The organism is Vibrio sp. R10-SG3-ISO3 (genome assembly GCF_059834225.1).
This window is the reverse complement of the sequence record NZ_JCBDHE010000034.1, coordinates 109,899-135,371: the sequence shown is the minus strand read 5'-3', so window position 1 is coordinate 135,371 and position 25,473 is coordinate 109,899. Positions and strand designations below refer to the sequence as shown.

General features: G+C 49.4%; 24 protein-coding genes. 17 read left to right on the top strand and 7 right to left on the bottom strand.

Going from position 1 to position 25,473, the window contains the following annotated elements; all coding sequences use genetic code 11:
• Positions 1 to 51: 51 nt before the first annotated feature.
• Both AC6R1A_RS08665 and AC6R1A_RS08660 read right to left on the bottom strand, forming a co-directional pair.
• Positions 52 to 1,221 (bottom strand): sugar diacid recognition domain-containing protein, encoded by a 1,170-nt coding sequence (locus AC6R1A_RS08665; RefSeq protein WP_500632547.1) that lies wholly within the window; start codon positions 1,219 to 1,221, stop codon positions 52 to 54.
• Positions 1,222 to 1,247: 26 nt separating this feature from the next.
• Entirely contained in the window at positions 1,248 to 1,733 is a 486-nt protein-coding gene (locus tag AC6R1A_RS08660; protein ID WP_500632548.1) for a MarR family winged helix-turn-helix transcriptional regulator, read from the bottom strand.
• A 115-nt stretch (positions 1,734 to 1,848) separates the two neighbouring features.
• On the opposite strand from AC6R1A_RS08660, the gene AC6R1A_RS08655 reads away from it, so the two are divergent.
• Both AC6R1A_RS08655 and AC6R1A_RS08650 read left to right on the top strand, forming a co-directional pair.
• Positions 1,849 to 2,733 carry a DMT family transporter gene (locus tag AC6R1A_RS08655; RefSeq protein WP_500632549.1) on the top strand — a complete coding sequence of 295 codons (885 nt, stop codon included), beginning with the start codon at positions 1,849 to 1,851 and terminating at the stop codon, positions 2,731 to 2,733.
• An 87-nt stretch (positions 2,734 to 2,820) separates the two neighbouring features.
• On the top strand, positions 2,821 to 3,057 hold the full coding sequence (locus AC6R1A_RS08650) for a DUF2798 domain-containing protein (protein WP_334553010.1): 237 nt from the start codon (positions 2,821 to 2,823) through the stop codon (positions 3,055 to 3,057).
• A 50-nt stretch (positions 3,058 to 3,107) separates the two neighbouring features.
• On the opposite strand, the gene AC6R1A_RS08645 is transcribed toward AC6R1A_RS08650, so the two are convergent.
• The 5 genes from AC6R1A_RS08645 to AC6R1A_RS08625 form a co-directional block, all read right to left on the bottom strand.
• Positions 3,108 to 3,827, bottom strand: a complete 720-nt coding sequence (locus AC6R1A_RS08645) for a YebC/PmpR family DNA-binding transcriptional regulator (protein WP_334553012.1) — start codon at positions 3,825 to 3,827, stop codon at positions 3,108 to 3,110.
• An 89-nt stretch (positions 3,828 to 3,916) separates the two neighbouring features.
• Positions 3,917 to 4,126, bottom strand: a complete 210-nt coding sequence (locus AC6R1A_RS08640; RefSeq protein ID WP_500627348.1) for a DUF3283 family protein — start codon at positions 4,124 to 4,126, stop codon at positions 3,917 to 3,919.
• A gap of 167 nt (positions 4,127 to 4,293) precedes the next feature.
• Positions 4,294 to 4,491, bottom strand: coding sequence for a PA3496 family putative envelope integrity protein (locus AC6R1A_RS08635; RefSeq protein WP_334553016.1), 198 nt, complete (start codon positions 4,489 to 4,491; stop codon positions 4,294 to 4,296).
• A 697-nt stretch (positions 4,492 to 5,188) separates the two neighbouring features.
• On the bottom strand, positions 5,189 to 7,159 hold the full coding sequence (locus AC6R1A_RS08630) for a replication initiator protein RctB domain-containing protein (protein ID WP_487902458.1): 1,971 nt from the start codon (positions 7,157 to 7,159) through the stop codon (positions 5,189 to 5,191).
• A gap of 431 nt (positions 7,160 to 7,590) precedes the next feature.
• Complete coding sequence (locus tag AC6R1A_RS08625; protein WP_500630984.1) at positions 7,591 to 7,767, bottom strand: hypothetical protein; 177 nt, start codon at positions 7,765 to 7,767, stop codon at positions 7,591 to 7,593.
• Positions 7,768 to 8,595: 828 nt separating this feature from the next.
• Here AC6R1A_RS08625 and AC6R1A_RS08620 point away from each other — a divergent pair.
• The 15 genes from AC6R1A_RS08620 (at position 8,596) to AC6R1A_RS08550 (ending at position 25,308) form a co-directional block, all read left to right on the top strand.
• Positions 8,596 to 9,813, top strand: a complete 1,218-nt coding sequence (locus AC6R1A_RS08620; protein ID WP_500630983.1) for a ParA family protein — start codon at positions 8,596 to 8,598, stop codon at positions 9,811 to 9,813.
• Between the two features lie 8 nt (positions 9,814 to 9,821).
• On the top strand, positions 9,822 to 10,793 hold the full coding sequence (locus tag AC6R1A_RS08615; RefSeq protein WP_500627345.1) for a ParB/RepB/Spo0J family partition protein: 972 nt from the start codon (positions 9,822 to 9,824) through the stop codon (positions 10,791 to 10,793).
• Between the two features lie 149 nt (positions 10,794 to 10,942).
• Complete coding sequence (locus AC6R1A_RS08610) at positions 10,943 to 12,946, top strand: tRNA(Met) cytidine acetyltransferase TmcA (RefSeq protein ID WP_500633158.1); 2,004 nt, start codon at positions 10,943 to 10,945, stop codon at positions 12,944 to 12,946.
• A gap of 347 nt (positions 12,947 to 13,293) precedes the next feature.
• A complete protein-coding gene (locus tag AC6R1A_RS08605) occupies positions 13,294 to 13,593 on the top strand; it encodes an STAS domain-containing protein (protein WP_500633157.1) in 300 nt (99 codons plus the stop codon).
• Positions 13,586 to 13,945: a response regulator gene (locus tag AC6R1A_RS08600; RefSeq protein WP_334553027.1), complete on the top strand. Its 360-nt coding sequence runs from the start codon at positions 13,586 to 13,588 to the stop codon at positions 13,943 to 13,945. The genes AC6R1A_RS08605 and AC6R1A_RS08600 overlap by 8 nt, the downstream gene beginning before the upstream one ends.
• A 37-nt stretch (positions 13,946 to 13,982) precedes the next feature.
• Positions 13,983 to 16,127 (top strand): chemotaxis protein CheA, encoded by a 2,145-nt coding sequence (locus AC6R1A_RS08595; RefSeq protein WP_500633156.1) that lies wholly within the window; start codon positions 13,983 to 13,985, stop codon positions 16,125 to 16,127.
• A 9-nt stretch (positions 16,128 to 16,136) separates the two neighbouring features.
• Positions 16,137 to 16,676, top strand: a complete 540-nt coding sequence (locus tag AC6R1A_RS08590) for a chemotaxis protein CheW (protein WP_500630980.1) — start codon at positions 16,137 to 16,139, stop codon at positions 16,674 to 16,676.
• The gene (locus AC6R1A_RS08585) at positions 16,676 to 17,143 is read left to right on the top strand and encodes a chemotaxis protein CheW (protein ID WP_500633155.1); all 468 of its coding nucleotides are present in this window, start codon (positions 16,676 to 16,678) and stop codon (positions 17,141 to 17,143) included. The genes AC6R1A_RS08590 and AC6R1A_RS08585 overlap by 1 nt, the downstream gene beginning before the upstream one ends.
• Positions 17,144 to 17,188: 45 nt before the next feature.
• Positions 17,189 to 19,591, top strand: coding sequence for an aerotaxis transducer Aer2 (gene aer2, locus AC6R1A_RS08580; RefSeq protein WP_500629183.1), 2,403 nt, complete (start codon positions 17,189 to 17,191; stop codon positions 19,589 to 19,591).
• Positions 19,576 to 20,427 (top strand): CheR family methyltransferase, encoded by an 852-nt coding sequence (locus tag AC6R1A_RS08575; protein ID WP_500629182.1) that lies wholly within the window; start codon positions 19,576 to 19,578, stop codon positions 20,425 to 20,427. Before aer2 ends, AC6R1A_RS08575 begins: the two co-directional genes overlap by 16 nt.
• Positions 20,428 to 20,436: 9 nt before the next feature.
• The gene (locus AC6R1A_RS08570; RefSeq protein ID WP_500633154.1) at positions 20,437 to 21,087 is read left to right on the top strand and encodes a chemotaxis protein CheD; all 651 of its coding nucleotides are present in this window, start codon (positions 20,437 to 20,439) and stop codon (positions 21,085 to 21,087) included.
• A complete protein-coding gene (locus AC6R1A_RS08565) occupies positions 21,084 to 22,118 on the top strand; it encodes a protein-glutamate methylesterase/protein-glutamine glutaminase (protein WP_487902467.1) in 1,035 nt (344 codons plus the stop codon). Before AC6R1A_RS08570 ends, AC6R1A_RS08565 begins: the two co-directional genes overlap by 4 nt.
• Positions 22,115 to 23,287: a methyl-accepting chemotaxis protein gene (locus tag AC6R1A_RS08560; protein WP_500633153.1), complete on the top strand. Its 1,173-nt coding sequence runs from the start codon at positions 22,115 to 22,117 to the stop codon at positions 23,285 to 23,287. Before AC6R1A_RS08565 ends, AC6R1A_RS08560 begins: the two co-directional genes overlap by 4 nt.
• A gap of 17 nt (positions 23,288 to 23,304) precedes the next feature.
• The gene (locus AC6R1A_RS08555) at positions 23,305 to 23,604 is read left to right on the top strand and encodes an STAS domain-containing protein (RefSeq protein ID WP_334553042.1); all 300 of its coding nucleotides are present in this window, start codon (positions 23,305 to 23,307) and stop codon (positions 23,602 to 23,604) included.
• A gap of 9 nt (positions 23,605 to 23,613) precedes the next feature.
• On the top strand, positions 23,614 to 25,308 hold the full coding sequence (locus AC6R1A_RS08550; protein ID WP_500633152.1) for a SpoIIE family protein phosphatase: 1,695 nt from the start codon (positions 23,614 to 23,616) through the stop codon (positions 25,306 to 25,308).
• Positions 25,309 to 25,473: the final 165 nt, after the last annotated feature.

Genomic DNA, 25,473 nt, shown 5'->3' with positions numbered 1-25,473 from the left:
TAAATTGGATGTATTGACAATATTGATGAAAAATAATGCTAGTTTATTGTGTCAATAAACAATTTTTGCTTGCAGCGCGAGGTAAAGCGCCACTTTATCTTCGAGGCAAGAAAGTCGTTTGTCAGTGAGTGCTTCCGCTTTCTCTAGACGGTAGCGCAGCGTATTTTTATGAATATCCAACATTTGGCACGTGCTCATCGCATCCTCATTGTGCTCAAAATAGGTGCGTAGCGTATGTAGCAGCACGCCCTTACGATCTTTGGCTATTAGACGCTCAATCGGCTCTACAAGCTGATGCTGATGCCAGGACGATTGTCGTAAACTCGCCACCAATGCCGCCAAGGTGTGTTGATGATAAAACTGGATGGACAGAGACTCAGAAGTGGCGATAAACAGCAGTGATTGAGCACTGAGATACGAGCGCTTGAGACCATCTAGCCCTGGATAGTAGTGCCCAACGGTCAACCGAGCGGAGTAGCCGCTATCACAATGGCGCTGGATGCACTGCTCAATGGTCTGCCATCGCCTCAAACATGCATGTTCCTCACGAGATTTATCCCAGAGCTGAGCCTTAACTTGCGCAGGCACCAACAAGACAATCTCATCCGGTGCATCAGGCATCAGGCCAATTAAGGCGTCACGCTGAGTATGCTCTAAATCCGCAATGAGCGCTTGAATCGCCTCTAGCGACAAAGGCGTTGGCACCGTTGAGCTCACTTTGAGGATCAATGCAAGACGTGGCTGACGCAAATCAATGGTAAGCCGCTCGGCAATCGTCGCCAATTGCCCTTCTTGAACATTTGGCGCTCCTAGTAATTGCTGCAGGAGTTTCTCTCTATGGCGATTATCCCATTGCAGTTCCGCCACCAAAGCGGCTTGCTCAATGACCATTTCCGCCGTCATTTTGACTAACTCAGCGTAATAGCGTACCTCTTGGGGTTCTCCGGATAAGCCGACTACGCCAATCATTTGTCCACGATAACGAATCGGTAAATTGATCCCTTGCTTAACCCCCACTAACGCCTTAGCCATCGAACTATCCACTTCGACCGCACGTTGCTCATGCAGTACCAATAACGCGCCTTTATGAGAGCGATGAAGACGACTCTCGTCACTCGAACCAATGACGATGCCACACTCATCCATCACATTGACGGGATAAGGCAAGATGGACGAGGCGCGCTCAACAATATGAAGCGCGATGGCAGGGGTTAATTGCATGGGCATACTCTTTGGTTGTCCGTCATCTAAGATTCCAGTTGCAGCTGCCACTCTTTGAGCAGAGCGGTCAGCGCTTCACGCTGCGAAACATTCAGTCCTTCGACAAGGCGATGCTGAAGGGCCACGTGCTCGTCGAGCAAGGCATCAATCACAGTGCGCCCACGCTCCGTCAATTCAACCGCAACGCTGCGTCTATCTTGCTCACTGTGAATACGTACGATCAAGCCTTTACTTGTGAGTTTATCAAGACGGTTGGTCATCGCCCCAGAGGTCAGCAGCATCGCGTTGATAAGCTCAGAAGGGGTCAAACGATACGGCGCGCCACTGCGGCGCAGGGTGGCCAAGACGTCAAATTCTCCCAATTTCAAGTCATACTGCTTGTGCAATTGAGCCAGCGCAGCTTCGATCTGCTTCGCAATGCGCAATAGCCGCCCCATCATGGCCATCGGCCCTGTGTCGAGATGCGGTTTTTCTGTCGACCACTGCTGGGTCAAGGTGTCAATGACATCCACCGGGGTGCCTCTCCATTATTCTGATATGCGGATTTACCTTAACATAAAGATACTTTACAAGCACGGTGAATAGGCGTATGGTTCGGGCCAATATCTTAACGTAAAGATAAATTGAATGAATATATTGCTTGCCATGATCCCTGCTTTTTTTTGGGGCACCACTTACGCCGTGACACAGTTCGCGCTTACAGACTGGCCGCCTTTGCTGCTTGGCGCGTTGCGCGCGCTACCGGCTGGGCTGTTATTGCTTGCAATAAAGCCGAGCTGGCCCAAAAGAGGCGAATGGCGAGTACTGGCTCTACTCGGAACGGTCAACATCGGACTGTTTTTCAGCTTGATTTTTGTCATGGCACTGCGATTGCCGTCTGCAATTGCCGGTGTTGGCATGGTCTCTGTTCCTGTGTTTGCGCTGGGCTACGCTGCGCTCGTTCATAAAATCAGACCTAGCTTGCTGCAATCGGTTTGCGGCGCATCCTTGATCATGCTTGCGTGGTGGTTGTTCGATCCCAGTGCGATTGTCCTTGATCCGGTTGGCTTGCTCGCCATGCTGGGAGCGATTTCATGCATAGTAACAGGCAGCGCGTTGACCAAATCTTTGGGCAGTCGCATCCACTGGTGGAAAGTCCTGACGTGGCAATTGCTCATTGGGGGTGGTGTACTCACCGCAGCGGCGCTGCTCCACAGTGTCTCGTCCCCGGAGCAGTACGCCTCCGTCATTGAGCACTTTTCAATGAGCAATGCACTCGGGTTAGTCTGGGTGGTCGGTCTGAATACGGCGTTTAGCTACGCCATGTATGTCTGGCTGCTACAAAGAATGACCGTGGTGGATTTTACTTTTGGCGGCATTGCCAATCCGGTCGCGGGCATCGTTTCAGGGATGATACTGCTTGGTGAATCCTTCACTCCCTTTCAGTACAGCTTAATGCTGGGCATGATCATTATGTCACTGCTTCCTCAAGCGGTCTCGGCACTAGCGCACGATAGAAAGCGTGTCGCATAATCGTCGAGGTTTACACTGTAAACCGGTTAGACATATGACTCACTCGCATGCAGAATAGACAAAACAACCTTTTATTGAGGAGCTACAATGAGTCGTAAACAATTTTGGATTTCAGCCCTACTGTCATCCTTCACAATGGCGTTTATCATGTCTGGGCTGCTGTCTGGCTACAATTTGGGCTTTAACGCCACCTGGCCCGCCGCTTGGATGAGAGGCTTTACCTTGGCGTGGCCATGCGCTTTGGTCTTGAACCTCACGGTACTGCCACAAATTCGCCGCTTATCAGCCTGGTTGGCCAGCCCAAAGACCACCTCACAGGCATAAAAAAACCGAGCCAAGCTCGGTTTTTGTTACTCTTTCGTCTTACTCGTCGATTACGACAATTCAGCGTTGTGGTATACCTGCTGAACATCGTCACAATCATCAAGCATATCAAGGAACTTTTGGAATTTCTCCGCATCCTCACCACTGACTGGCGTGTGCGTCTGCGGTACGAAGGTGATTTCCTCAACATCCAAAACTAAGTCTGGGAACGCTGCGCTCAATGCCGTTTTGGTTTTAAAGAACTCGGTATGAGGTGCGAACACTGTGATCACGCCATCTTCCAGTTCTACGTCAGTGACGTCCACATCTTCCATCATCAAGGTCTCTAGGATGACCTCGTCGTCATCACCTTTAAACTGGAACACCGCTTGATGGTCGAACATGTGTGATACTGAGCCTTCCACACCGATTTTCGCGCCTGTTTTCACAAAGCACTGGCGAACATCTTGGAAAGTACGATTGCCGTTATCAGTCAAACAGTCAACGATAACGCTCGTGCCACCCGGACCGAAACCTTCGTAGCGTGCAGGTTGGTAATCTTCACCGCCACCGCCGCTGGCTTTATCTAGCGCTTTATCGATCACGTGCGCAGGAACTTGGTCCTTTTTCGCTTTTGCAATCAAATGCTTAAGCGACAGGTTCATGTCTGGGTCTGAACCGCCGTTTTTTGCACACACGTAAATTTCTTTACCGTATTTGGAATAAACTTTAATTTTTGCGCCTGCAGTTTTCGCCATTGAGGCTTTGCGCACTTCAAAACTTCTTCCCATCGGGATGTTCTCTCTAATTTCAATTTAACGCGAAGGATTTTAGCAAAATGCGAGGGCTTTTCAATTTCTCGCCTTGCTGAGAAATGGGGTCACAACACGCCCATTACTCGCTTATATTTGGCTACAGAGTCTAAGAAGAACGCTTTCTCGTTCTCATCTTTGATTTTGGCCGCTTGCTGATTCACTTCATCTGGGCCAGTTTTAGCCTCACGGAGCTTCCAAACCAAAAATGACGCTTGTTTATCAAGCTCAACCTTGTTTTTTTCTTCGGCAGGAAGGTTCGACAGGTTAATCGACATCAATCACGCTCAGTTTCTGTAAAAATATGGAGTGGGAATATACCACACACCAGCGAGCAAAGTAGAGTCTCAATCACCTCGCTCACCCGCCAAGATCAAAAAAACATCGCTCTTTTGGAAAAACTAAGGGCGGCACTATGGCCGCCCTTAACTAATTAGGGGATTGCTTAATGAAGTAAGCCAAGTTCTTTCGCTTCTTCAATCGATAAGCCGCTTTCACGTATCTCTCTCAATGCTTCAATACGTCTACGTGCCTCGGCAGATTTGACTGCCTTGGTTGGCTCTTTTGTTTCTACTTCTTCCGTGAAGTCCCACTTACCGGCAATATGAGTCATTTCATCATGGTCAATAGAATTAATGGACATAGTAACCTCCGAACAAACCATGCTAGGGACGCCTAATCTGTAGCAAATACGCCTATCCCTTGTTAAGAATTTTAGCGTCAGAATGTGATTGCGCTAATAGTTCGAACACTCTTACCGATTATTTTATAAATAGCCTTTGCAGGGCAGAAAAACTAGCGATACATTTAAATGATTACCCTTAAGAAAAGTCAGGCGATCCAGCTCTCATTTTTTCTAAGGTGTGCCCTACTCTCTCCCTCTGCCACATCCAACTCTCCGCACTCCCGAAGCGTAACAACGGGCTGACTCCATCCTGAGACCAAGGTTTATCCAAACAAAAAGATTCAAGCGAAGCGGTGTCAGTACCGAGATTTCAATCTTTGGAAGAATGATCAAGGGATGTCGGTGATCTTGCACTGTGATCCGAAAGCATGATCAAGGTAATGAAGGTCGCATGGGCGCTTAAGAGAAGCAGCGTAAAAGGAGAAATAGGGGATCAACAGGCAAAAAAATAGCGAGTTCATCGAACTCGCCAAATATTCAGAATGAATGTAACAATATGAGCCAATCTATCAGAGATAATCCTATCTCTCATTCATCAGAAAGGACAAAAGGTTGTCTATTCGGGATAAATAATAGCCAAGCTCGGCGCGCTTTATGTCAGTAAAGTGTCAGGGTAATGTAGTGATAGTGTCCAATTGTCAGACAAGGCCGCAAACTACACCGCCACTTCATCTAATGCGCGGAATACGGTCTCATCCAGATGCCCTTCATGGACTTGTTTGCACACTTTTCGGCGCACGGCGAGGCCCGCAATCAAGCGTTCGATCGACAAGTGCTTGTTTTCACTTTGGCTGTTGTACAACTCGACCATTTTACTCAAAGTCTCGTATGGGATGACCTCTTCACCGACCCGCAGGTAATCAAGCTTGTCAATGAGCTCCAGACACTCTTCTTGGATGGAGTTATGGGAGTGCCCTGTCATCGCCGCTAACGCCGTTATAGAGCGTTCTAGAGCCTCTGGAGAGGTATATTTGGAGAGAGTAATGGTGATCTCATCGGCGTTGATCTCAACTAAGTGCTTACGCTGTTTTACCCGACGGCCCAATTTGCCTTTGGCCGCGCGCTCTTTACGTTGGATAGGCTCGAATTCGCCATCAATGATCTGCGACATCTCATCAAGCTGTTGGCGTGTGACCATCTCATTACGTAGCGGGTTGGGCAGCGTCGGCGCCATGTTGCGCTTACCCGCGTTGGTGGTACGTGCACGCGAATAACGCAGCACTTCTTCAGCATCGCATTTGATGTCGAATTCGTAATCTTTGATCTTGTCGCCTTCCGCGATCGTGCGGATCGTTAAGTGATAACCCCACAAATTGACCACAAACAGATCGTCACTGCCCTTCCCTTCCGAGAGTTTTTTCAGCTCTCGGATCAAATCCATTGAAAAACGGCGCCACTCAATGTTGCGCGCAAGCTTTTGATTTAGCTCGCTTAAGAGCATTTGATCTGTGTGTCGACGAACCATACGGCTACGGAAATAGCTATACAGCTGGAAGACCAAGGTATGCTGCTTCAAAATTTCAGGTGGGAACAAGAAGAAATAGTCACGCGTGAGTAGTTCTTCGTAGAACGACGGCTCCCAGACCAAGATGTAGAGGTTCGGTTTAATGCGAATTTCGCCGTCAGCGCCCTCTGTAGGTGCCTCTTCCGATGCGGTAATGGTTCGGGCCAAGAAACGAAAACGATCGCTCTTAAAGCCTTCTGGCATGTTCTCGCTCAGCCAACGGCCGGTGAGTTCGTGTAACTGAAAGTCGGTAAACTCGATTCTATCGATGCTGTCACGAATGGAGTCTCGTGCAGGGCCGCTGTCTTTTTTGCCACGCAGCGACAAAATGTCGGTGATGTAGAGTGGCGTTTTGTTAGGCACGTGCGTTGCATCGAGTTGATATTGTTGCTGGTGGTGCTCATGGTATTGCACGGTTAAGGTGAACAGCGCGAAGAGCGTCATCAGATCATCCACCGTCATGATGTTTTTAGATGATCGTGTTTCGATCACCGCGCGCGTGCCTGAGATCGACACCATGCTTTTTTGGTACTGTTTGCGCGTTCTGGGCGGCGCTAAGGCTTGATCGATAATGCCCGCCCAGTTGGTAGGCGATACCACAAACTGATCCGCTTCATCTTTCATTGCTGGGGGAATATTCAAGCCATGCTCATTGAGCAAGCGCTTGTTCACCTGAGTTTGAGCCAGTGCCTTAGAGCGTTTTTGTTTCTCACTTTGCTTCACCGATTCCGTGACCAAGCTGGTGGCGCCCAACACGGAAATCAACTGGTTTGGGTTAACAAAGCGATGGAGCATGGTTTTGCCCGCTAACCCTTCTTCAAAACGCACTGGTACCTGTAAAAACAGGCCGATGTTGACTGCGGCGCGTAATCGCTGCTGAATGGCTGCTCGTGTGACTTGCCCATCTGTTGCATCGATCAACTCAGTGGTTGAAACCAAACCATCTTTGCTGCTGAATCCTCGCAGTGAGATGAGATTGAGCAGTTCGACAATACTTTTCGTCACCCCTTTGAAGTGTTGGTATTGTTCTATCCAGTGGACAGCCGTTTCAGACACCTCAAATAAATGGCCATCCTTGTGGCTTCTTGGGGCTTTGATCAGTATTTTTTCGTCAGAACTCATGATTAGATCCGTATCACACTAGCCGTAATATCGCTATAGTTCCTGAAGAATAAAGAAAAAAAGATCATAAATAAAGAAAAAATTAGAGGTTTTTAAATAACTGATCTTTTTGATTTATTTGATCTATATTGGTTATATGATCTTATGATCTGGCCGTCAGTTTCCTTCTAAGTCATTGTTTATTGGCGCGTTATTTTTTTTGACTTGGAAAGCATGATCATGTGAAAGACGAAAGCATGATCATTAAGTTATTGAAAGCATGATCAAAATATCCAAGAACCATGATCATGTGGTTGCTGAATCAATGATCATTGGGCTGGCAGAAGCATGATCATCACTCTCTCACACGTTATCCACAGAGCGCATCGTTAAGTGTCAATAAGCGGCGGTTTATTGGTTGTGCTGAGCGCTCTGTGATGCCGAAAACATGATCAAGGAAACGCCATTTCTGCTGATGTCTCTGAGCCGTGTCGCTTATTTCGCTCAGATTTCCACCGTTTATTGTCCATCATCGCATTTGAACGGCAATCTCGACCAACTTTGCTCTCAACGGCTTCTATGACGATATAGGTCGAAAGCATGATCAAGTGATTCGTGTTTCTTCCCATATTCTGTGCCTGTCAATCTGATTTATTGGCTAAACACCGCTATTTTGGCATGAGTTCTTATTCCATCTGCATTTGTCCGTAAATAAAGCTCTATTTTACATGCTTCCGAAGCATCAATTCACTTGATCATTGATCCGATCATTTGCGATGAAAGATCGCGAGGTTCAATTGATGAGATTTAGGGTTTGTTGCCTTGATCATCGTTCCAGTTTCACAGATTTGGAGCGAAAGCATGATCAAGTGATGTCCCTTGATCATCGTTTCGAATACTCAACCGCTGGATCCGGTTGAATTATGATCGCGTTGCGAGAGCTATTATCACTCATTCTGCTCACGTAAACGGCTTCGTACCGCAACGCGAGTGAGGTTTTGGTTAGATCGGTAAAGATTGAAATGACACGCTCCGTAAAATAGGAGGAAAACCTAATCGTTCCGATACAGGCGATGAGATTTTCTGTGGTGAGTATGTCAGAAGTGAATAATGCGAACGCTGTGGTGCATTAATGGTTTGAACGCACTCGTTGGATTAAAACACCACACTTCTGCCCTACTTCATCTTTCGGTTTGCTTTTGTAGTTTACAATGTAAATATGTGACAAGGTAACACTTTTACGAGAGGTTAGAACGCGAAGCAAAGTGGCTAAGATTTTTAGGCGATTTTGCTCACCTTATTGACGAAAATAACATCAGATTGCAAGAAGTCATCAAATTGTTCCGATTTCTTTTATTTAATGTGATTTTAATCCATAAGTGAATGTTCACCTTTTTATTGTTTGTTTTATTAAATGCTGTACAATTTATTTTAGTCACTTACAACGGATTTTGGCAATGAAAAGAGAACAAACCATAGAGAGTCTCTACCAATTGGCGGAGCAGACGGCTCAAGTTCAAGCGGACCGCATAGAGATCGTATTAGAAGAACGTCGTGACGAACATTTTCCTCCGATGTCGAAAGCGCTGATGGAAACCCGCTCAGGGCTAACGCGTCGCAAACTAGATGATGCGATCAGTAAGCTCGAAGCGGACGGTCACCAATTTACGAAAAACAACGCCAATCACTACTCCATTTCATTGCAAGAAGCGCACATGTTGATGGATGCGGCGGGCATCCCCAAGTTTCATGAACGTAAAAAGAACACAGAGAATAAGCCGTGGATCATTAACGTTCAGAACCAAAAGGGCGGAACCGGTAAGTCGATGACCGCTGTACACTTAGCGGCGTGCTTAGCGCTCAATCTGGATAAACGTTACCGAATTTGTTTGATTGACTTAGATCCACAAGGTTCGTTGCGTCTATTTTTAAATCCACAAATTAGCATCAGTGAACACCAGAGTATCTATTCTGCAGTGGATATCATGCTCGATAACGTACCTGAAGGTACTGAGGTCGATAAGGCATTTTTGCGCAAAAACGTCATGCTACCAACGCAGTACCCGAATTTAAAAACCGTGTCTGCCTTCCCAGAAGATGCGATGTTTAACGCAGAAGCGTGGCAAAGCTTGTCGCAGAATCAGTCGTTGGATATCGTAAAACTACTTAAAGAAAAGCTGATCGATAAGATTGCTGACGATTTTGATGTCATCATGATTGATACCGGTCCGCACGTGGATCCTCTAGTATGGAATGCCATGTACGCGTCAAATGCGCTGCTGATCCCTTGTGCGGCGAAGCGCTTGGATTGGGCGTCGACGGTCAATTTCTTCCAGCACCTACCTACGGTGTATGAGATGTTCCCAGAAGATTGGAAAGGGCTTGAGTTCGTGCGTCTGATGCCCACCATGTTTGAAGATGACAACAAGAAGCAAGTCTCTGTGTTGACTGAGATGAACTACTTGCTTGGCGATCAGGTGATGATGGCCACCATTCCGCGAAGCCGCGCGTTTGAAACCTGTGCGGACACCTACAGCACGGTGTTTGACCTCACGACCGGCGACTTCGAAGGCGGTAAGAAAACCCTAGCGACCGCGCAAGATGCGGTACAAAAGAGTGCACTGGAGCTAGAGCGAGTGTTGCACAGTCACTGGTCATCACTGAATCAGGGGTAAACTAGAGTATGGCAATTAAAACTTCAGACTTAAATGCAAGATTGTTCGGCAAGGCGAATAAACGCCAAGTTACGACACCACAAGAAGCCCAGCAAGCAGCGAAAGATAAAGCGCAGTTTATCGAGTTAGCGGTTGCGGGTGAGGAGTTAGTGCAGTTTGAGTTGGTGCGTATTCCGGCCGATCAAGTGGAAGCGCAGACGGTTGTCTTTGCGGATAATGCCCGCGAGCAATCTTTCCTCAATGAGCATGCGTTATCGGATGTGTTGGTCACTTTACGTGAGCGCGGCCAGCAGTATCCGGCCGTCGGTCGCAAGCGTGAAGATGGCAAGATTGAAGTACTCGATGGTAGCCGTCGCCGCATGTCGTGTATTTTGTCCAACAAAGAGTTCTTGATCTATGTTGCCGATGACATCAACACCCAACATGCAAAATTCTTATCCGATGTGGCGAACGCCCACAAGCCTTTGTCTCTGTATGAGAAGGGCAAAGAGATGCAAGCAAAGCTCGCTAGCGGTGAAGCTGAGGATCAGAAAGCGCTGGCGAAGATGTTTCAGTGCAGTGAAGCCTTGGTCAGTGGAGCGTTGAAAGCCGCTGATTTGCCACTTGAGCTGCTGCAAGCGTATCCGAATGTGGCGGATTTAGGTCGACCTACCATTGTGAAGTTGCACAAGCAGTTCAATGCACTCAGCGATGAGAACCGTGCAAAGCTGCTTGAAAAGTGTCAGTGTGAAGGGGGATTTGTGTGGCAGCGCAGTGAAGCCCAAGGGGTTGCACGCATTACCAAAGAAGTCTCTGAAACGATCGAGTCTTGGATTGAAGAGATGACGCCAAGCAAATCCAGTGGCAGTGCGAAAACCGAGCTGGTCAAAGGTCGCGCGAGCTACAGCCGTAAAGGTTCCAGTTTGTCGCTGAACCTAAAGAAAGTCGATGATGCTTTGATGCAAGATATTCTGGATTTCTTGCAAGCCAAGCTCCAGTAACTTCTGCGTCAACGTCATCTAAAACCGCTCCTTGTTCGAGCGGTTTTTTTATTGCTGGCGCGTGGCGGCGGGCAGAAATGATGAGCGAATGTCGCAGCGCGCAGCGAGAGTGATATACTCACTCCATCGTCCACCGTTACCCACGTGTTATGAATCCGATAGAGTCCTTTTTTCGCGATCTTTTTCAACAAGCCCAATTGATGCGTCATCGTTATGGTGTGGTGATTGAAGGCGATGGTCAATGGCAACACACGGTATTGCGCGCTGCGCTTTCAGCGAGCGGCGCTCAATCGGCGGTTTGTCTCGGTCACACTGTCTTTAATCAAGATGACCGTCTCGTTCGTCATCTATCGGCTAAGCAAGGCACTCAGCTACTGGGCCAAGAGATAGAGCTCTTAGTGGTCGCGGTGAACGACGACTTCGATGCCAACAGCGTCAGTGCGGCACTCGGTGCGGTCAAAGGGGGCGGGGTTGTGATATTCACGCTTGATGAGCGCACCGATGCTTCTTCATCGAAAACGTGGTTGCTGCGCTCAATGCAATCCTTGTATTGGTTATCATCCGATAAACCACTCCCCAACATCACGCTGACGAGCGGACAAACTCAAGATCCGTTTATCGAGCAACACTCAGCGATTGAAGCGATTTGTCGCGTGGTGGAAGGCCACAGAAAGCGCCCATTGGTGTTAACGGCAGACCGAGGTCGAGGAAAAAGCAGCGCCTTAGGCATCGCGGCAGCAAGGCTGATGAAGGCTTCTCGAAAACGTCTTCTTGTCTGTGCGCCGAGTTTGGCCGCGACGCGCGCAGTGTTTGAGCACACCGCCTCACAACTTGAGGGCGCTACGGTCAGCAAATCATGTATAGGCTACCAAGAGAGCCAACTGGCGTTTATTGCGCCAGATGAGTTACTTCGCCTGCGCCCGGATTGTGATGCTTTGTGGGTCGATGAAGCGTCTGCGATTCCCATTTCCATGCTTAAACAGATCACAGAGCGTTATCATCGTGTCGTGTTTTCGACCACCATTCACGGCTATGAGGGGTGTGGACGAGGCTTTACGCTCAAATTTTTAGATTGGCTTAAAGTGGCAAGACCGGGGATGGCACAACTTCATCTCCAACAGCCGATTCGCTGGAACGCGGGCGATCCGTTGGAAGCATGGCATTTTTCGACGTTTGCCTTAGACACCGAGTTAGAACCAGCGCCTGCTCAGTTGCCGGAGATAGCGCTCACCTGCATCGACAAAGCGCAGCTGTTGGCAAAACCTGAGTTGCTGCGCCAGTGCTTTGCGCTGTTGGTCAACGCCCATTATCAGACGTCACCTAATGATTTGATGCTTATCCTCGATGAGCCCAGCGTCAACGTTTATGCTCAGTTTGAGTCAGGGACATGCATTGCCTGCGTGTTGACCGTAGATGAGGGCAACATGCCCGCAGAGCTGGTGCAAGACATTGTGCTCGGTAAACGACGCCCCAAAGGTCAATTGGTGCCGAGCACCTTAGCGAATCAATTTGGTATTGAGCGAGCGGCGCAGCAAAAAAGTGTGCGTGTCATGCGAATAGCAGTTCATCCCGATCTACAAAGGCGAGGGGTAGGGCTGGCGGTACTCGCACAGCTTGAAGAGAGCATTGAGTGTGACTTTCTCTCCACCAGCTTTGGCGCCACCGCTGATTTGGTTAAGTTTTGGCGCCAAGCTGGTTTTGCACCGATCAAAGTGAGCAGTCAACGAGACAGCGCCAGCGGTACGCATTCAGTCATTATGATCAAAGGCGATACCGAGTGGCTAGCACAGGTGGCGCAACATTACGCCACGCAATTTCACTATTCTCTCTCGGACAGTTTGCGCCAACTTGAAACTGAGGTCGTCCGTAGTTTGGCGCCAAAAACTAATGCTTCCATTGTCCCTACTGGGACGGCTGCGCTTCTGTTGGGTTATGCAAAAGGTGGGGCGAGTTATGACAGTTGTGCGCCACTGATCGATCGCTTTGCATTCACACACGGTTTTCAGGCGTTCAGCGATGTGATGATAAGAAAGGTATTGCAAAAACAGAGCTGGAGTGAGTGTGCCTTGGCTTTAGGTTTTCCTGGTAAAAAGCAGGTCGAAGCTCAGCTTCGGCTTGATATAGAAACTTGGTTATCTCAATGTTCTGGCTAGTCCAATTTACACTGTAAAATAGACGATAAATTTACAGTGTAAACGGCCACACAATCGAGTCGATTTACACTGTAAAATCTCATTCTATAACACCCTACCTTCAACGCGGTTGCGAACTAGTACTAAAGAACCAGTCAATAAAACACAGTAGAAAATAAGAATTTTTTTCAAAATCGCCTCTATCGGCAACTCACTAAATCTTCGATAGTTTTTATCCCAACGACAAAAATTTTAACCGCAACTTGCTGTATCAAAAGTTAAGTCACATTTGCCAAATGACGAACCTTTCCTAAACTCAATATAAAACTTTGTGCGTAGTGTTTTGTGGCTAGGAAATAAGAATAACAATGAAAAAGGATTGTCTACTTCCTGACGCGCTTGATATCTCAAGTGCGCTCAATGTCGCTGCTGAATCTAAGCAGTGGCTTCATGATCATCGCTCGCTTGTGATTCTCGCCTCCAATGTGGATCGAGTCGACGCCGCGGGCCTACAGGTCCTTGTTTCTCTTTTTCTTAGTGCAGAGCGCGACTCAGTCGAGATACGACTCGACAAGCCGAGCGCCACATTAAAACAAGGAGCAAACGCTTTGGGTTTACAACATTTATTGAAGTTAAGTTCAGACGTTGGAGATGGATCTCATGACTAAAATTCTTGCTGTTGATGATTCTGTATCAATCAGACAAATGGTCAGTCACACCCTGAAAGATGCTGGCTATGAGGTAGAAACTGCAAATGATGGTAAAGACGCGCTGAATAAAGTGATGAGCGCGAAGTTTGACGTTGTGATCTCCGATGTCAACATGCCTAACATGGGTGGCTTTGAGCTGGTTAAAGCGCTGCGAGAGAAACCGCAGTACAAATTTGTGCCGATCCTCATGCTTACCACGGAAACCAGTGCGGATAAAAAGCTGCAGGGCAAACAGGCCGGTGCGACGGGGTGGCTAGTGAAACCATTCAATCCCGATACCTTGCTAAAAACATTGAAGCGCGTGCTGTAGTCAGCGGTTTAGAACAGAGAGCGTTTGAGGGGAAAGTATGTCGCTAGATATGGGTCAACTGCGTAAGATGTTCTATGAAGAGTGTCGGGAAAACCTTGAGACTCTCGAACAGGTGTTGCTCAACCTTGATGCCACAAACATCGACAGTGAAGAGATCAACACAATTTTCCGCGCCGCCCACTCGATTAAAGGCGGAGCCGGCACGTTTGGCTTGCTCGATATCAGCGAGTTTACTCATTCCGTTGAAGCGTATCTGGATTTGGTGCGTAATGGCGAGCGCCAATTAACCCCCGCCAGCATTGATCTCCTGCTGCGCAGTGTTGACTGCATACACTCGTTGCTTGAGGCGCACGAGTCTGGCGTTCCTAATGAATCCAACCTAAAAACTGAGATCAGTCAGGAGCTAGAACGCTTATTAGGTGACGAACCAAGCGTTGAAAGTGAGCCCGACGAGTCATTGGCGGAGGCATCCGATGCGGGTTCTCTACCTTACCACATTACGTTTGCTCCCCATCCTGAACTGTTTTTTAGCGGCAACGACCCGTTACGCATCCTTCGCGAATGTCATGAACTGGATCCGAACATGTCAATTTGCGTCGACACCAGCACCTTACCCATGATTGAGCAACTGGAGGCGGAGCTCTGTTATCTGAAATGGTATCTCGTTATGGATGGTCAGCTCGCGCAAGAAGAGATTAGCGAGATATTCGAATGGGTAGAGGATGAGTGCGATCTCATCATTACGCGAGGAAAACCAGAGAGTGGTGAGCGTGGGGTTGAAGAGACATCGTTAGAAGTCGCCCCATCTGAGTCAATCTCTTCCGCTTCGACGGCGTCTAAGTCCACCGAGTCTGAGCCCATTACACCTAAGCCGATTGCATCTGAGCCCACTGCATCTGAACCTAGCGCAACCAAACCAAGCATTGAGACACCAGCGAAAACCGCGTCCAAGCCGACGAAAACCGAGTCAAGCGTCGGTTCCATTCGGGTAGATATTGATAAAGTCGATAGCTTGATCAACTTGGTGGGCGAACTGGTCATCACGCAATCAATGTTGACGGAAATTGGTAACGATTTTACCCCTGACAAACTGGATAAACTCAAAGCTGGGCTCGAGCAGCTGTTGCAAAACAGCAAGGAGCTGCAAGATAACGTCCTCAATATTCGCATGTTGCCAATGAGCTTTGCCTTTAGTCGCTTCCCCCGCTTGGTTCGAGATTTGTCATCTCGCTTGGACAAACAGGTGGAGTTGGTGATCAAGGGCGAGCACACGGAACTCGACAAAACGGTGTTAGAGCGCATTGTTGATCCGCTCGTGCATTTGGTCCGAAATGGCATTGACCACGGCATAGAGTCACGCCAAACGCGCAGTGAACGAGGTAAACCCGAGGCTGGGATCATTGAGCTTAATGCTTTCCATCAAGGCGGCTCTATCATCATTCAAATATGCGACGATGGCGCCGGACTCGATTGCGATGTGCTGTGGAGAAAAGCGCAGGAAAAAGGCGTTGTCGCGAGCGATGCCAACCGGGACGAGTTTTCCAAACAGCAGGTGATGAACCTGATTTTTTCCCCCGGTTTTTCGACGGCGGAATCGGTCTCAGATATTTCTGGGCGAGGCGTGGGTATGGATGTGGTCAAGCGCAACATTGAAGAATTGGGCGGCCACATCGAGGTGGAATCCGAGCTGGGTAAAGGCAGCCGTTTCACCATCAGCTTACCCCTTACCTTGGCGATTTTGGACGGTCAGCTCATAAAGGTAGCCGACCAAGTGTTTGTCATTCCGTTGCTGACCATCATCGAATCGGTCTCTTTGGATGAGAGCAAGATCAAACGCGCTTCCGGTGGCGTGTTGCTGTATCGCCTACGAGAAGAAAGCATCCCTATCATGAATCTGCAATCCGAGCTTGAACTGGCTCCCGCTACGCCCAGTGAGCACCCCATACTCTGCTTTGTGGAAGCGGCAGGCAATCGCGTTGGGTTATTGGTTGATGAACTGTTAGAGCAGCAACAGGTGGTCATCAAGAGTTTGGAGTCGAACTACAGCAAAGTCTCCGGCATTTCTGGCGCCACCATTTTAGGGGATGGGTCGGTGTCATTGATTTTGGATATTCAGGGATTAATCACCGGCTTTTTGAAAACCCACCTTGATGCGGCGGGCAGTAACGGATTAGCGGCGTAGGGAGATATCATGAATCAAGTGACCGCCATTCAACCAGATACAGACGCGCTAGCTCATGACGCGGCGCTAGTGTCTGGGCAATACAGCGAAGAGCTTGGTGAGCAGAGCGCGGATTTTCTCAGCTTTCTGCTTGCTGACGAGTTGTATGCGGTGCCGATTAAGGATGTCGAAGAGATTCGGGTTTGGGAAAAGCCGACGCCGATACCTCGCGCCCCGGAATTTGTCTGTGGCGTGATCAATATTCGCGGCATGATCGTGCCAGTGACGGATTTAAGACGACGATTTTCGTTAGGTGAATGCCAATACTTGCCGACGACGGTTGTGATTGTATTGCGAGAAGAGGGGGATCAAGGTGAGCGCCTGATGGGCGTCGTGGTGGATGCGGTCAGCGATGTGTTGGCGCAAGACGACAAAACCCTTCACCCCTGTGTTGGCGACACGGCCGTGACACCCTATTTGGTTGGGTTGATGAATGTGGGCGAGCAGGTGATGTCCCTGCTTGATATCCACGAGCTGCTCAACATGGACAAAATCTTGAGGGCGAAGTAATGGAAACCCGACATGAGTTTTTGAGTTTCACCCTACAAGATGACGAATACGGCGTGCCGATTTTAGATGTGCGAGAACTACGGGGCTGGTCGCCGGTGCGCAAAGTCCCGAACTCGCCAGACTATTTCAAAGGCGTGTGGGAAATTCGCGGTGAGTACTTACCCATCATTGACCTCAAAATGCGTCTTGGTCTGGGCAAAACCGAGCTGACCGAAGTGACGGTCGTCGTGGTGTTGAGTGATGGTCAAGGCAACCCGTTTGGCATCATGGTTGATGCGGTGTCAGAGGTGTATCCCCTCAGTGACGAGGCCATCAAGGCACCACCTAAAGTGTCGATGGGGGTAGACCAGCGTTTTATTCGGGGGCTCGCTTCGGTGCAAGCAGGTCACCTCATCCTACTGAATATGGAAGCTTTATTGGATGTCGAAAAGCTTTCTGAACTGACTCAACATGAGAGCTGGGTCTAAAGCAAACACTGATAACAATAGAGCATGGCAAGAAGAGGGACAGGTATGGGATTTTGGAACAGAAAGGCAGAGCAAGCTCAGCAATTTTCAACCCCGACGGAAGACACGTTGACTCAAGACTTTACGCTGGATGTGGAGCAAGAGAGCGGCATTTCCAAAGAGCAACTCATGTCTGCACTGAATGCGGCGCAAACCGCGCTGATGATGATTGATCGTGATTTCAAGATTACCTATCTCAATCAGAAGTCTCTGGAACTACTTAAGCACCATGAAGCGCTGTTTCAATCAATGTGGCCGGGTTTTAAGGCAAACGAAGATGAGTTACTCGGGTTCTGTATTGATGCGTTCCACGCTAACCCAAGCCACCAGCGCCAACTTCTTTCCAATCCCAATAATTTACCTTACACCACGACCATTTCGGTCAAAGACGTGAGGATTGAACTCAATGTCGGCGCCATCATAGATGCCAAAGGGCAGTATGTTGGTAATACCTTGGAATGGTCTGATGTCACACAGTCTGAGCAGATAAGCCAAGACATTGCGAGACTCCAAGCCGCTGTTGACCAAGCGCAAACCGCCATGGTGATGATTGACCGAGACTTTTTGATCACCTACATCAACAAAGAGACGCTGACTTTATTTCGCCAGCATGAGGCGACGCTGCGCTCGGTATGGTCTGGATTTACCGCAAGTGCGGAATGGCTTATGGGGCGTTGTATTGATGAATTTCATCAAAACCCCGCACATCAGCGCAAGATGCTGGCCGATCCGAACAATTTACCTTACAGCACCGATATCACCATTGGTGATTTGAAGATTGAGTTGAACGTCGCTGCTATACACGACGCCCAAGGGGCTTACATTGGCAATACGCTAGAGTGGCGCGATGTCACCGATGAGCGGGCAAAAGAAGAAGAGATTGGGCGCCTCGCCTCTGCGGTGGCGGGCATGACGACGAATCTAATGATGGCCGATATGGAAGGGGTGATTACTTACGTCAACCCGGCTTTGCTCACTTTACTCAAATCGCGTGAAGCGGAGCTAAGGCAAGCACTTCCCGGCTTTGATGCCAGCAATTTAGTTGGGCGTAACATCGATGTATTCCATAAGAACCCCGCCCATCAAAAGAGCATCATTGCTAACCCTGACCGCTTGCCATTTAGCTCTAATATTGCGGTCGGAGGACTAGAGTTCAATTTGACCTGTATTGCCATGAAAGATGGTCAGGGCAAGTACATCGGTCCTGCCTTACAGTGGGTGGATATTACCGAACAACAAGATGGGCAGCGTCAGGTCGAGTCTTTGATACAAAAAGCGATCGCCGGTGAGCTGCAAGAGCGGATTGACACCAGTGTGTACAGCGGCTTTATGAAAGAGTTGGGGGATGGCATTAATAGCCTACTCGACACTATGGTGACACCGATAGGGCAGTGCATTGATGTGATGAGCCAAGTGGCGAAAGGGAATCTTAATACGACGATGCCCGAGAGCAATAACGGGGAACTGGGTCGATTGTCTCACTCGGTCAATACCTCGATTCTCAACTTGCGCGATATGGTGGATAAGATCACGCAATCCTCGGCGCGCGTTGCTACCGCCTCATCAGAGATCGCCGAAGGCAACAACGATTTGAGTCAACGAGTGGAAGCTCAAGCCGCGAATCTCGAGCAAACCGCGGCGAGCATGGAACAGATGACAGCAACGGTGAAACAAAATGCCGACAACGCGAAAGGCGTTAACGAATTAGCCGTGGATGCAACGAAAAAAGCCACCAAAGGCGGCCAAGTGGTTGGTCAGGCGGTTTCTGCGATGGCTGACATTAACTCGGCGAGTAAAAAGATTTCCGACATCATTGGCGTAATAGACGAAATTGCGTTTCAAACCAACTTGTTAGCACTTAATGCAGCGGTGGAAGCGGCGCGCGCTGGCGAGCAAGGGCGCGGTTTCGCCGTTGTCGCGGGTGAAGTGCGCAATCTAGCGCAGCGCAGTGCGGCGGCCGCCAAAGAGATCAAGGGCCTTATCAAAGACAGTGTTGAGAAAGTCGATGAAGGTTCACGCTTAGTGGGTGAGTCCGGCGACACACTCAGTGAAATTGTCGAAGCGGTGGAGAAGGTCAACCAGTTGATTGAACAGATTGCCTCTTCCAGTGTGGAGCAATCGACCGGCATTGATGAGATCAATCGAGCCGTCGCGACGATGGACGAAATGACACAGCAGAATGCGTCGCTGGTTGAAGAAACCTCAGCCGCCAGTCAATCGCTCAAAGATGAAGGCAAAGAGTTGCTCAATCTTATGAACTTCTTTGTGACCGATGCCAAAGTGGCCAGTTTTGATTCGCGCAGCAACAAAGCTCCTAACGAAAATAACGTCAGAGAGATTCGCACCAACAAAGCCAGCAACACGGCATTTAAGGTGGAAGAGGAAGGCGACGAATGGGAAGAATTTTGAACACGGAATTGACGCTACCCGAGCAAGAGTTTGAGCTTACGGATAAAGATTTTCACTTTATCCAATGGTTTATGCATAAACACGTGGGCATTTTTCTCTCGGATCAGAAGCGCGCTATGGTCTATGGCCGCGTCAGTCGTCAGTTGCGCCGATTGGGGCTGCGCCGCTTTAGAGAGTATCGCCCGTTGATTGAGAATGACCGTCAGGAGCGAGTCACTTTCATCAATTGTTTGACGACCAATAAAACGTCGTTTTTCCGTGAATACCACCATTTTGAATTTTTGGAGCAGGTACTCAGTCGTCAGTGGCAAGAGCAAGGCAAAAAGCAGGTCGCGGTGTGGTCCGCGGGCTGCTCTAGTGGTGAGGAGCCCTACAGCATTGCCACTTCACTTGCGGCATTTGAACGCAAAGGTCAGTTGGACGAAGTCGTGATTGTTGCGACAGACCTAGATACTGCGGTACTCGAGAAGGCGCAACTTGGCATTTACAGTGATGAGGCACTCAACTCTATTCCTAAGCACTATCTAAAGGGGAACTTTGTTCGAGGTGTGGGACGCCAAAGCGGCCAGATCAAAGTCAAACAGCGACTGATGGATCACGTACAGTTTTCACCACTCAACTTGCTTGAAGCTTGGCCATTTACAGCGAGCTTTGATGTCATATTCTGCCGTAACGTGATGATCTATTTCGACAAAAAAACGCAGGCGCGATTGCTCAAACGCTTTTATCAACAGCTATCCCCTGATGGGGTTCTGTTTTTAGGCCACTCGGAGAGCTTACCTGATGGAGTGGATTGCTTTCATCACCTCGGTCACACAATTTATGTCAAAAAGTAGGAAGCGGTTATGACGCCATACCACGGCCTGAACGTCGACCCGCAAAATGGGGCTTGTCATGTTAGTCGGTTTTATCACCCTATCCGAGAAAAGCACTTTGTCAAAGTGTACCCCGGCGGCGTTTATTGCAGTGAGGCGAGTGACGAGTTGATTGTGACTGGTCTAGGGTCATGCATCTCAGCCTGCATGTGGGATCCCGTCACACGTATCGGCGGCATGAATCACTTTCTCCTGCCTTTTGAGAATCGCAGCCAAATCAAATCTTGGCAGCCGAGCGCGTTGGATTCGAGTGCTTCTCGCTACGGTTGTTATGCGATGGAAATGTTGATCAATCAACTGATTGGTTTGGGTGCGCGTCGGCATCGCTTGGTGGTTAAACTGTTTGGTGGGGCGCAAATGCTCGGCAAAGAATCGATGATAGGGGAGAAAAACGTCAGTTTTATTCTGAGTTATGTTGAGCGCGAGCAATTGGATGTGGTGGCGCAAGATCTTGGGGGAATGGAGCCAAGAAAAATACTCTTTGATCCCTCGATTGGAAAAGTGTGGCTGAAACGGGTGCCCTTTAATGAAGTGCATACGGTGCATCAACAAGAATCGACCTATGCCTATGAGTTGGAGCACGAACGTGACAATGGCGATGACGCGGAGCTGTTTATATGAAAAAAATCAGAGTATTGGTGGTCGATGATTCGCCGGTATTCCGCGCGATCTTGACTGAGTTGATCAACAGCGATCCGGATCTTGAGGTGGTCGCCAGTGCAGAAGATCCGTATCAAGCTCGGGCGTTGATCAAACAACACAATCCCGATGTGCTGACCCTGGATATCGAAATGCCAAAAATGAATGGCGTTCAGTTCTTAAAAAATCTAATGCGTTTACGGCCGATGCCTGTGGTGATGATCTCCACGTTAACGCAGCACGGCGCAGAGCCGACGCTGGCGGCACTGGAACTCGGGGCGGTGGACTACTTTCCCAAGCCTGCGGTGCAAAACACCGCCGAGATGGTCAATTACAAAAAGCTGGTGAATGAAAAGATCAAAGTCGCCGCGGGCGCCAACGTAGGGCGAGAGACAGTGGCGCCTGATGCGCAAAAACTCGATCCTATACGCCAAACCAATCACATTGAGCTGATTGCCATCGGCGCCTCCACGGGAGGGACGGAAGCGGTCAATCAGGTGCTTAAAACCTTGCCTGCCGGTCTGCCGCCGATAGTGATTACCCAGCACATTAGCGCGATGTTTTCCGCCTCGTTTGCGCGCAGGCTCGACGCGAACTCGGATATACAGGTGACAGAACTTGGCCAGGCTCGTGAGGCGCTGAAATCAGGCTGCGCCTATTTAGCCCCCGGCGATAAGCATTTGGTCGTTACCCGACGTGGCGGGCAGTTATACGCAGAACTTGACGACAGGCCAGCGATCAATCGCCACAAACCCTCTGTGGATGTCATGTTTGATGCCGTTGCCGAGACGTTAGGCGAGCACGCGATTGGTATCTTGCTCACCGGTATGGGTAAAGACGGTGCGCGAGGCATGTTGAAGATGAAGCAGCAAGGCGCGCCGACCATTGCTCAAGATGAGTTGAGCTCAGTGGTGTGGGGCATGCCGGGCGCCGCGGTGTATTTGGGCGCTGCGGAGTACGTTCTCGGGCTGCATAAAATACCGAAACAGATTTGTCAGTTGGTGAGCCTATGAAGAAAAAGAGAATACTGAGTCATCGCGTACGCTGCGCGCTCGCGGTGCTTATTCAAGTGCTGCTGTTGGGTGTGGGGGTGAGTTATGCGCCGTCTCAGCTTCAACTTGCCTTAATGATCGCCGTGGCGGCGGTGCCTTGGATTGTCTTAGCCAAGCCTCGCCCGATGCCAACTGAGAGCGCTGCGTCTTCACAGGCCCCCTCGAGCGATGATCCCAACCTTGCTCGGGAAGCGGCGTTGGGGCACATCTTGCAACGTGTTATCCCTCAATTATCGGATCCGCTTAGCCATCAACGCAGCGTGGTAGACGAGTCAGTAGACACCTTAAATGAAAGCTATTTTGAATTGCGAAAGCTGGCGGAAGAGCAGAGCCAAGTGACGAGTGAGTTGGTGGAAACCTTGCTGGGTAATCACGGCAGCGATCATGACATCAGCCAAGTGTTACCGAAAACCGAAGCCATTATTCGCCACTTTGTGGACACCTTAGTGATCGTCTCGGAAAAAAGTATTTCTGCGGTGCACAGCATTCACGATATGTCAGACAAGCTCGATTCGGTGTTTAAGTTACTCAACCAAGTTCGCGGGTTATCCGAGCAGACCAACCTACTGGCGCTCAATGCGGCGATTGAAGCGGCGCGAGCGGGTGAGGCTGGGCGCGGGTTTGCCGTCGTTGCCGATGAAGTACGACACCTTTCGGTCAAAGCGGAAGAGCTGAATAACCAAATTGAGCGCGAAATTAACACCGCGCAAGCTACGGTACAAGAGGCCAACAAAACCGTTGGAGAGATGGCCTCCATCGATATGACGGAAGCGATCGAATCGAAAGAAAAAGTCGATGACATGTTGCGAGGCGTGCAGCAGCTCAATGTGTCGGTTGAACAAGAAGTCCACAAAATCAAGCACAGCGGTGATCTGCTCAGTGTTCAGGTTGCCAACGGCATTCGCGCCCTGCAATTTGCTGACATCATTACGCAGCAAGGGGAGTACGCGCAAGGTAGCGTGGCGTTTATCCAACAGCTGGCCGATCTGACGCTGGCATGGACAGAACGCACCCTCAGTGACGCTGAGTTTGCGAGTGAACTGCACGCATTGCTTGAACAGGTTGAGCAAAGAGGTTCACCGGCGGCAACGCAAGCAAACATTGATGAAGGCGAAGTTGAGCTGTTTTAATCCACCAAGGGGGCAATATGTCGGTTAAGTCTACAGTGAATTCAGGCTCACGTGAGGTGACCATTACCATTGAAGGGGCATTTGGGTTTAACCTCGTTCAAGATTTTCGGCGCTGCTATACAGACAAACACAGTTATCGGTTTACCATTGATTTACGCAAAGTCGACTATATCGACAGTGCAGGGCTTGGGATGCTGTTAAACATGCACAATTATCTCGGGCAGCCCGATGGGGCGATTCGCATCACTAACACCTTGCCACAGGTGCGAAAAATCCTCGCCATTTCCCGTTTCGATAAGAAGTTCTCGATAGAGTAAGGACTGCCTATGCATGTCATGATCATCGATGACCACGCCACCAACCGTGAGCTGTGTCGCTTTATTCTCGATCATATCACCGAACGCATTACCATGTTTGAAAATGGCCAAGGGGTGGTGGAGGCGATGCAACAGATGGATTCGATGCCGGATCTGATTTTGTTGGATGTCATGATGCCGGTGAAAGATGGGTTCACTACCGCGCAAGAAGTCAGAGAAGCCTTTCCTAACGTCCACATTCCGATCATTTTCTTAACCGCTTTGGATGATCGCGCCTCTTTTGAGCGCTGCCTTGCCTTTGGTGATGACTTTATCCTCAAACCGGTGGAGCGCAATGTCCTCATTGCCAAAGTGCAAGCGCACTATCGGATTGTCAAAATGCACAATGAAGTGATGCAGCAGCGTGATGAACTGAGCCAGTTCCATGAACAAGTACGGTACGACTATTCGATTGCCGAGTCGATTTTTGCCAATCTCGCTCAAGAGATGAGCCGCCAGGTCAGCAATGTGTACGGCATCCATTATTTGTCGACCCCCTCAACCATCTTTAACGGTGATTTAATTGTTCTTGCAAAGCGGCCACACGGTGGTGTCTATGTGATGATCGCTGACGCCACAGGACACGGCTTACCGGCGGCGATCTCCGCGCTACCTGCGACGCGCGCATTCTTTACGATGGCGGCGAAAGGATTACCGCTCGGGGAAATTGTTACCGAAATCAACGAAGTGTTGGTGCGTTTCCTTCCGATGGGAATGATGCTTGCCGCCAGCGTGTTTGAAGTAAGAGCCAATGGCTTTGAAGTCTCTTGGTGGGGAGGTGGTTTGCCTGATGGGTATATTGTCGATCCTGGAGGCGAGATTGTCAGCCGTTTAGTCTCAAGCCACATGCCGTTGGGCGTGCTTGAGCCGCACGAGTTTGAAGCCGACATTATGCACTACAAACTGGAGCCTGATCAGCAGATCGTTTGCTACACCGATGGCGTGATTGAAGCCGCCAGCCCCAACAATGAACAGTTTGGCGCCAAGCGCCTTGAGGCCTGTTTCACAGGTCAGCGCGCGGTCATCCCAACGCTGTATGAAGCGGTACAAGCCTTTAGCAATCAAGAGGTGCGTGACGATTTATCCATTTTGACCATGCATTTCCCCATTACCGTCGCGGAAGAAGAGGCTTGTCAAACGGTGGAACAGCAGAGACGTCAAGTGCCGATACATGCCAGTCTGCAATTTGACGGCCATAAGCTGCGCCACCTGTCGGTAATGGCCGAAGTTAGGCAATTTTTACAGGGAATGTTATCGGGTGGCCCACATCTGGATCTGATTTGTTCGGTGGCCTCTGAGCTCTTTTCTAATGCCATCGAGCATGGTTTGCTCAAGCTTGATTCCTCCGTAAAAGATGACCCCGACGGCTTTTTTACCTATTACCAGCAGCGAGAGGATAAACTCAAGCAGCTTGAAGACAGTGCCTGGGTCAAACTTGAGCTCGATTATCAGCCTGACAGTGAGAAGGTCACCATGATTTTGCTTCATAACGGCGAGGGATTTGACTACGAAAAACGCCAGCAAGTTCAAGACGGACACACCTATGGCCGAGGTATCGTTCTCGCCACAGAACTGTGTGACTCGCTGCAATACAGCGAACAAGGGCGCAAAGTGACCGCGATCTATTCATTAAACGCGCCGCACCATTTTCCGCTTTCCGCATGATGCGCAGAGAAGCCTGAAGAGAAGCATCGCGACCGACTGATTATCCACCCAATGAGTGGATGGCGCACTCAACCATAAGATGGGCCGATAAACGGAACTGGTAAACTTTACACTGTAAATAGCGTTGATGGACGTTTCTACAACAAAAGTTCAGTGACCTATGCC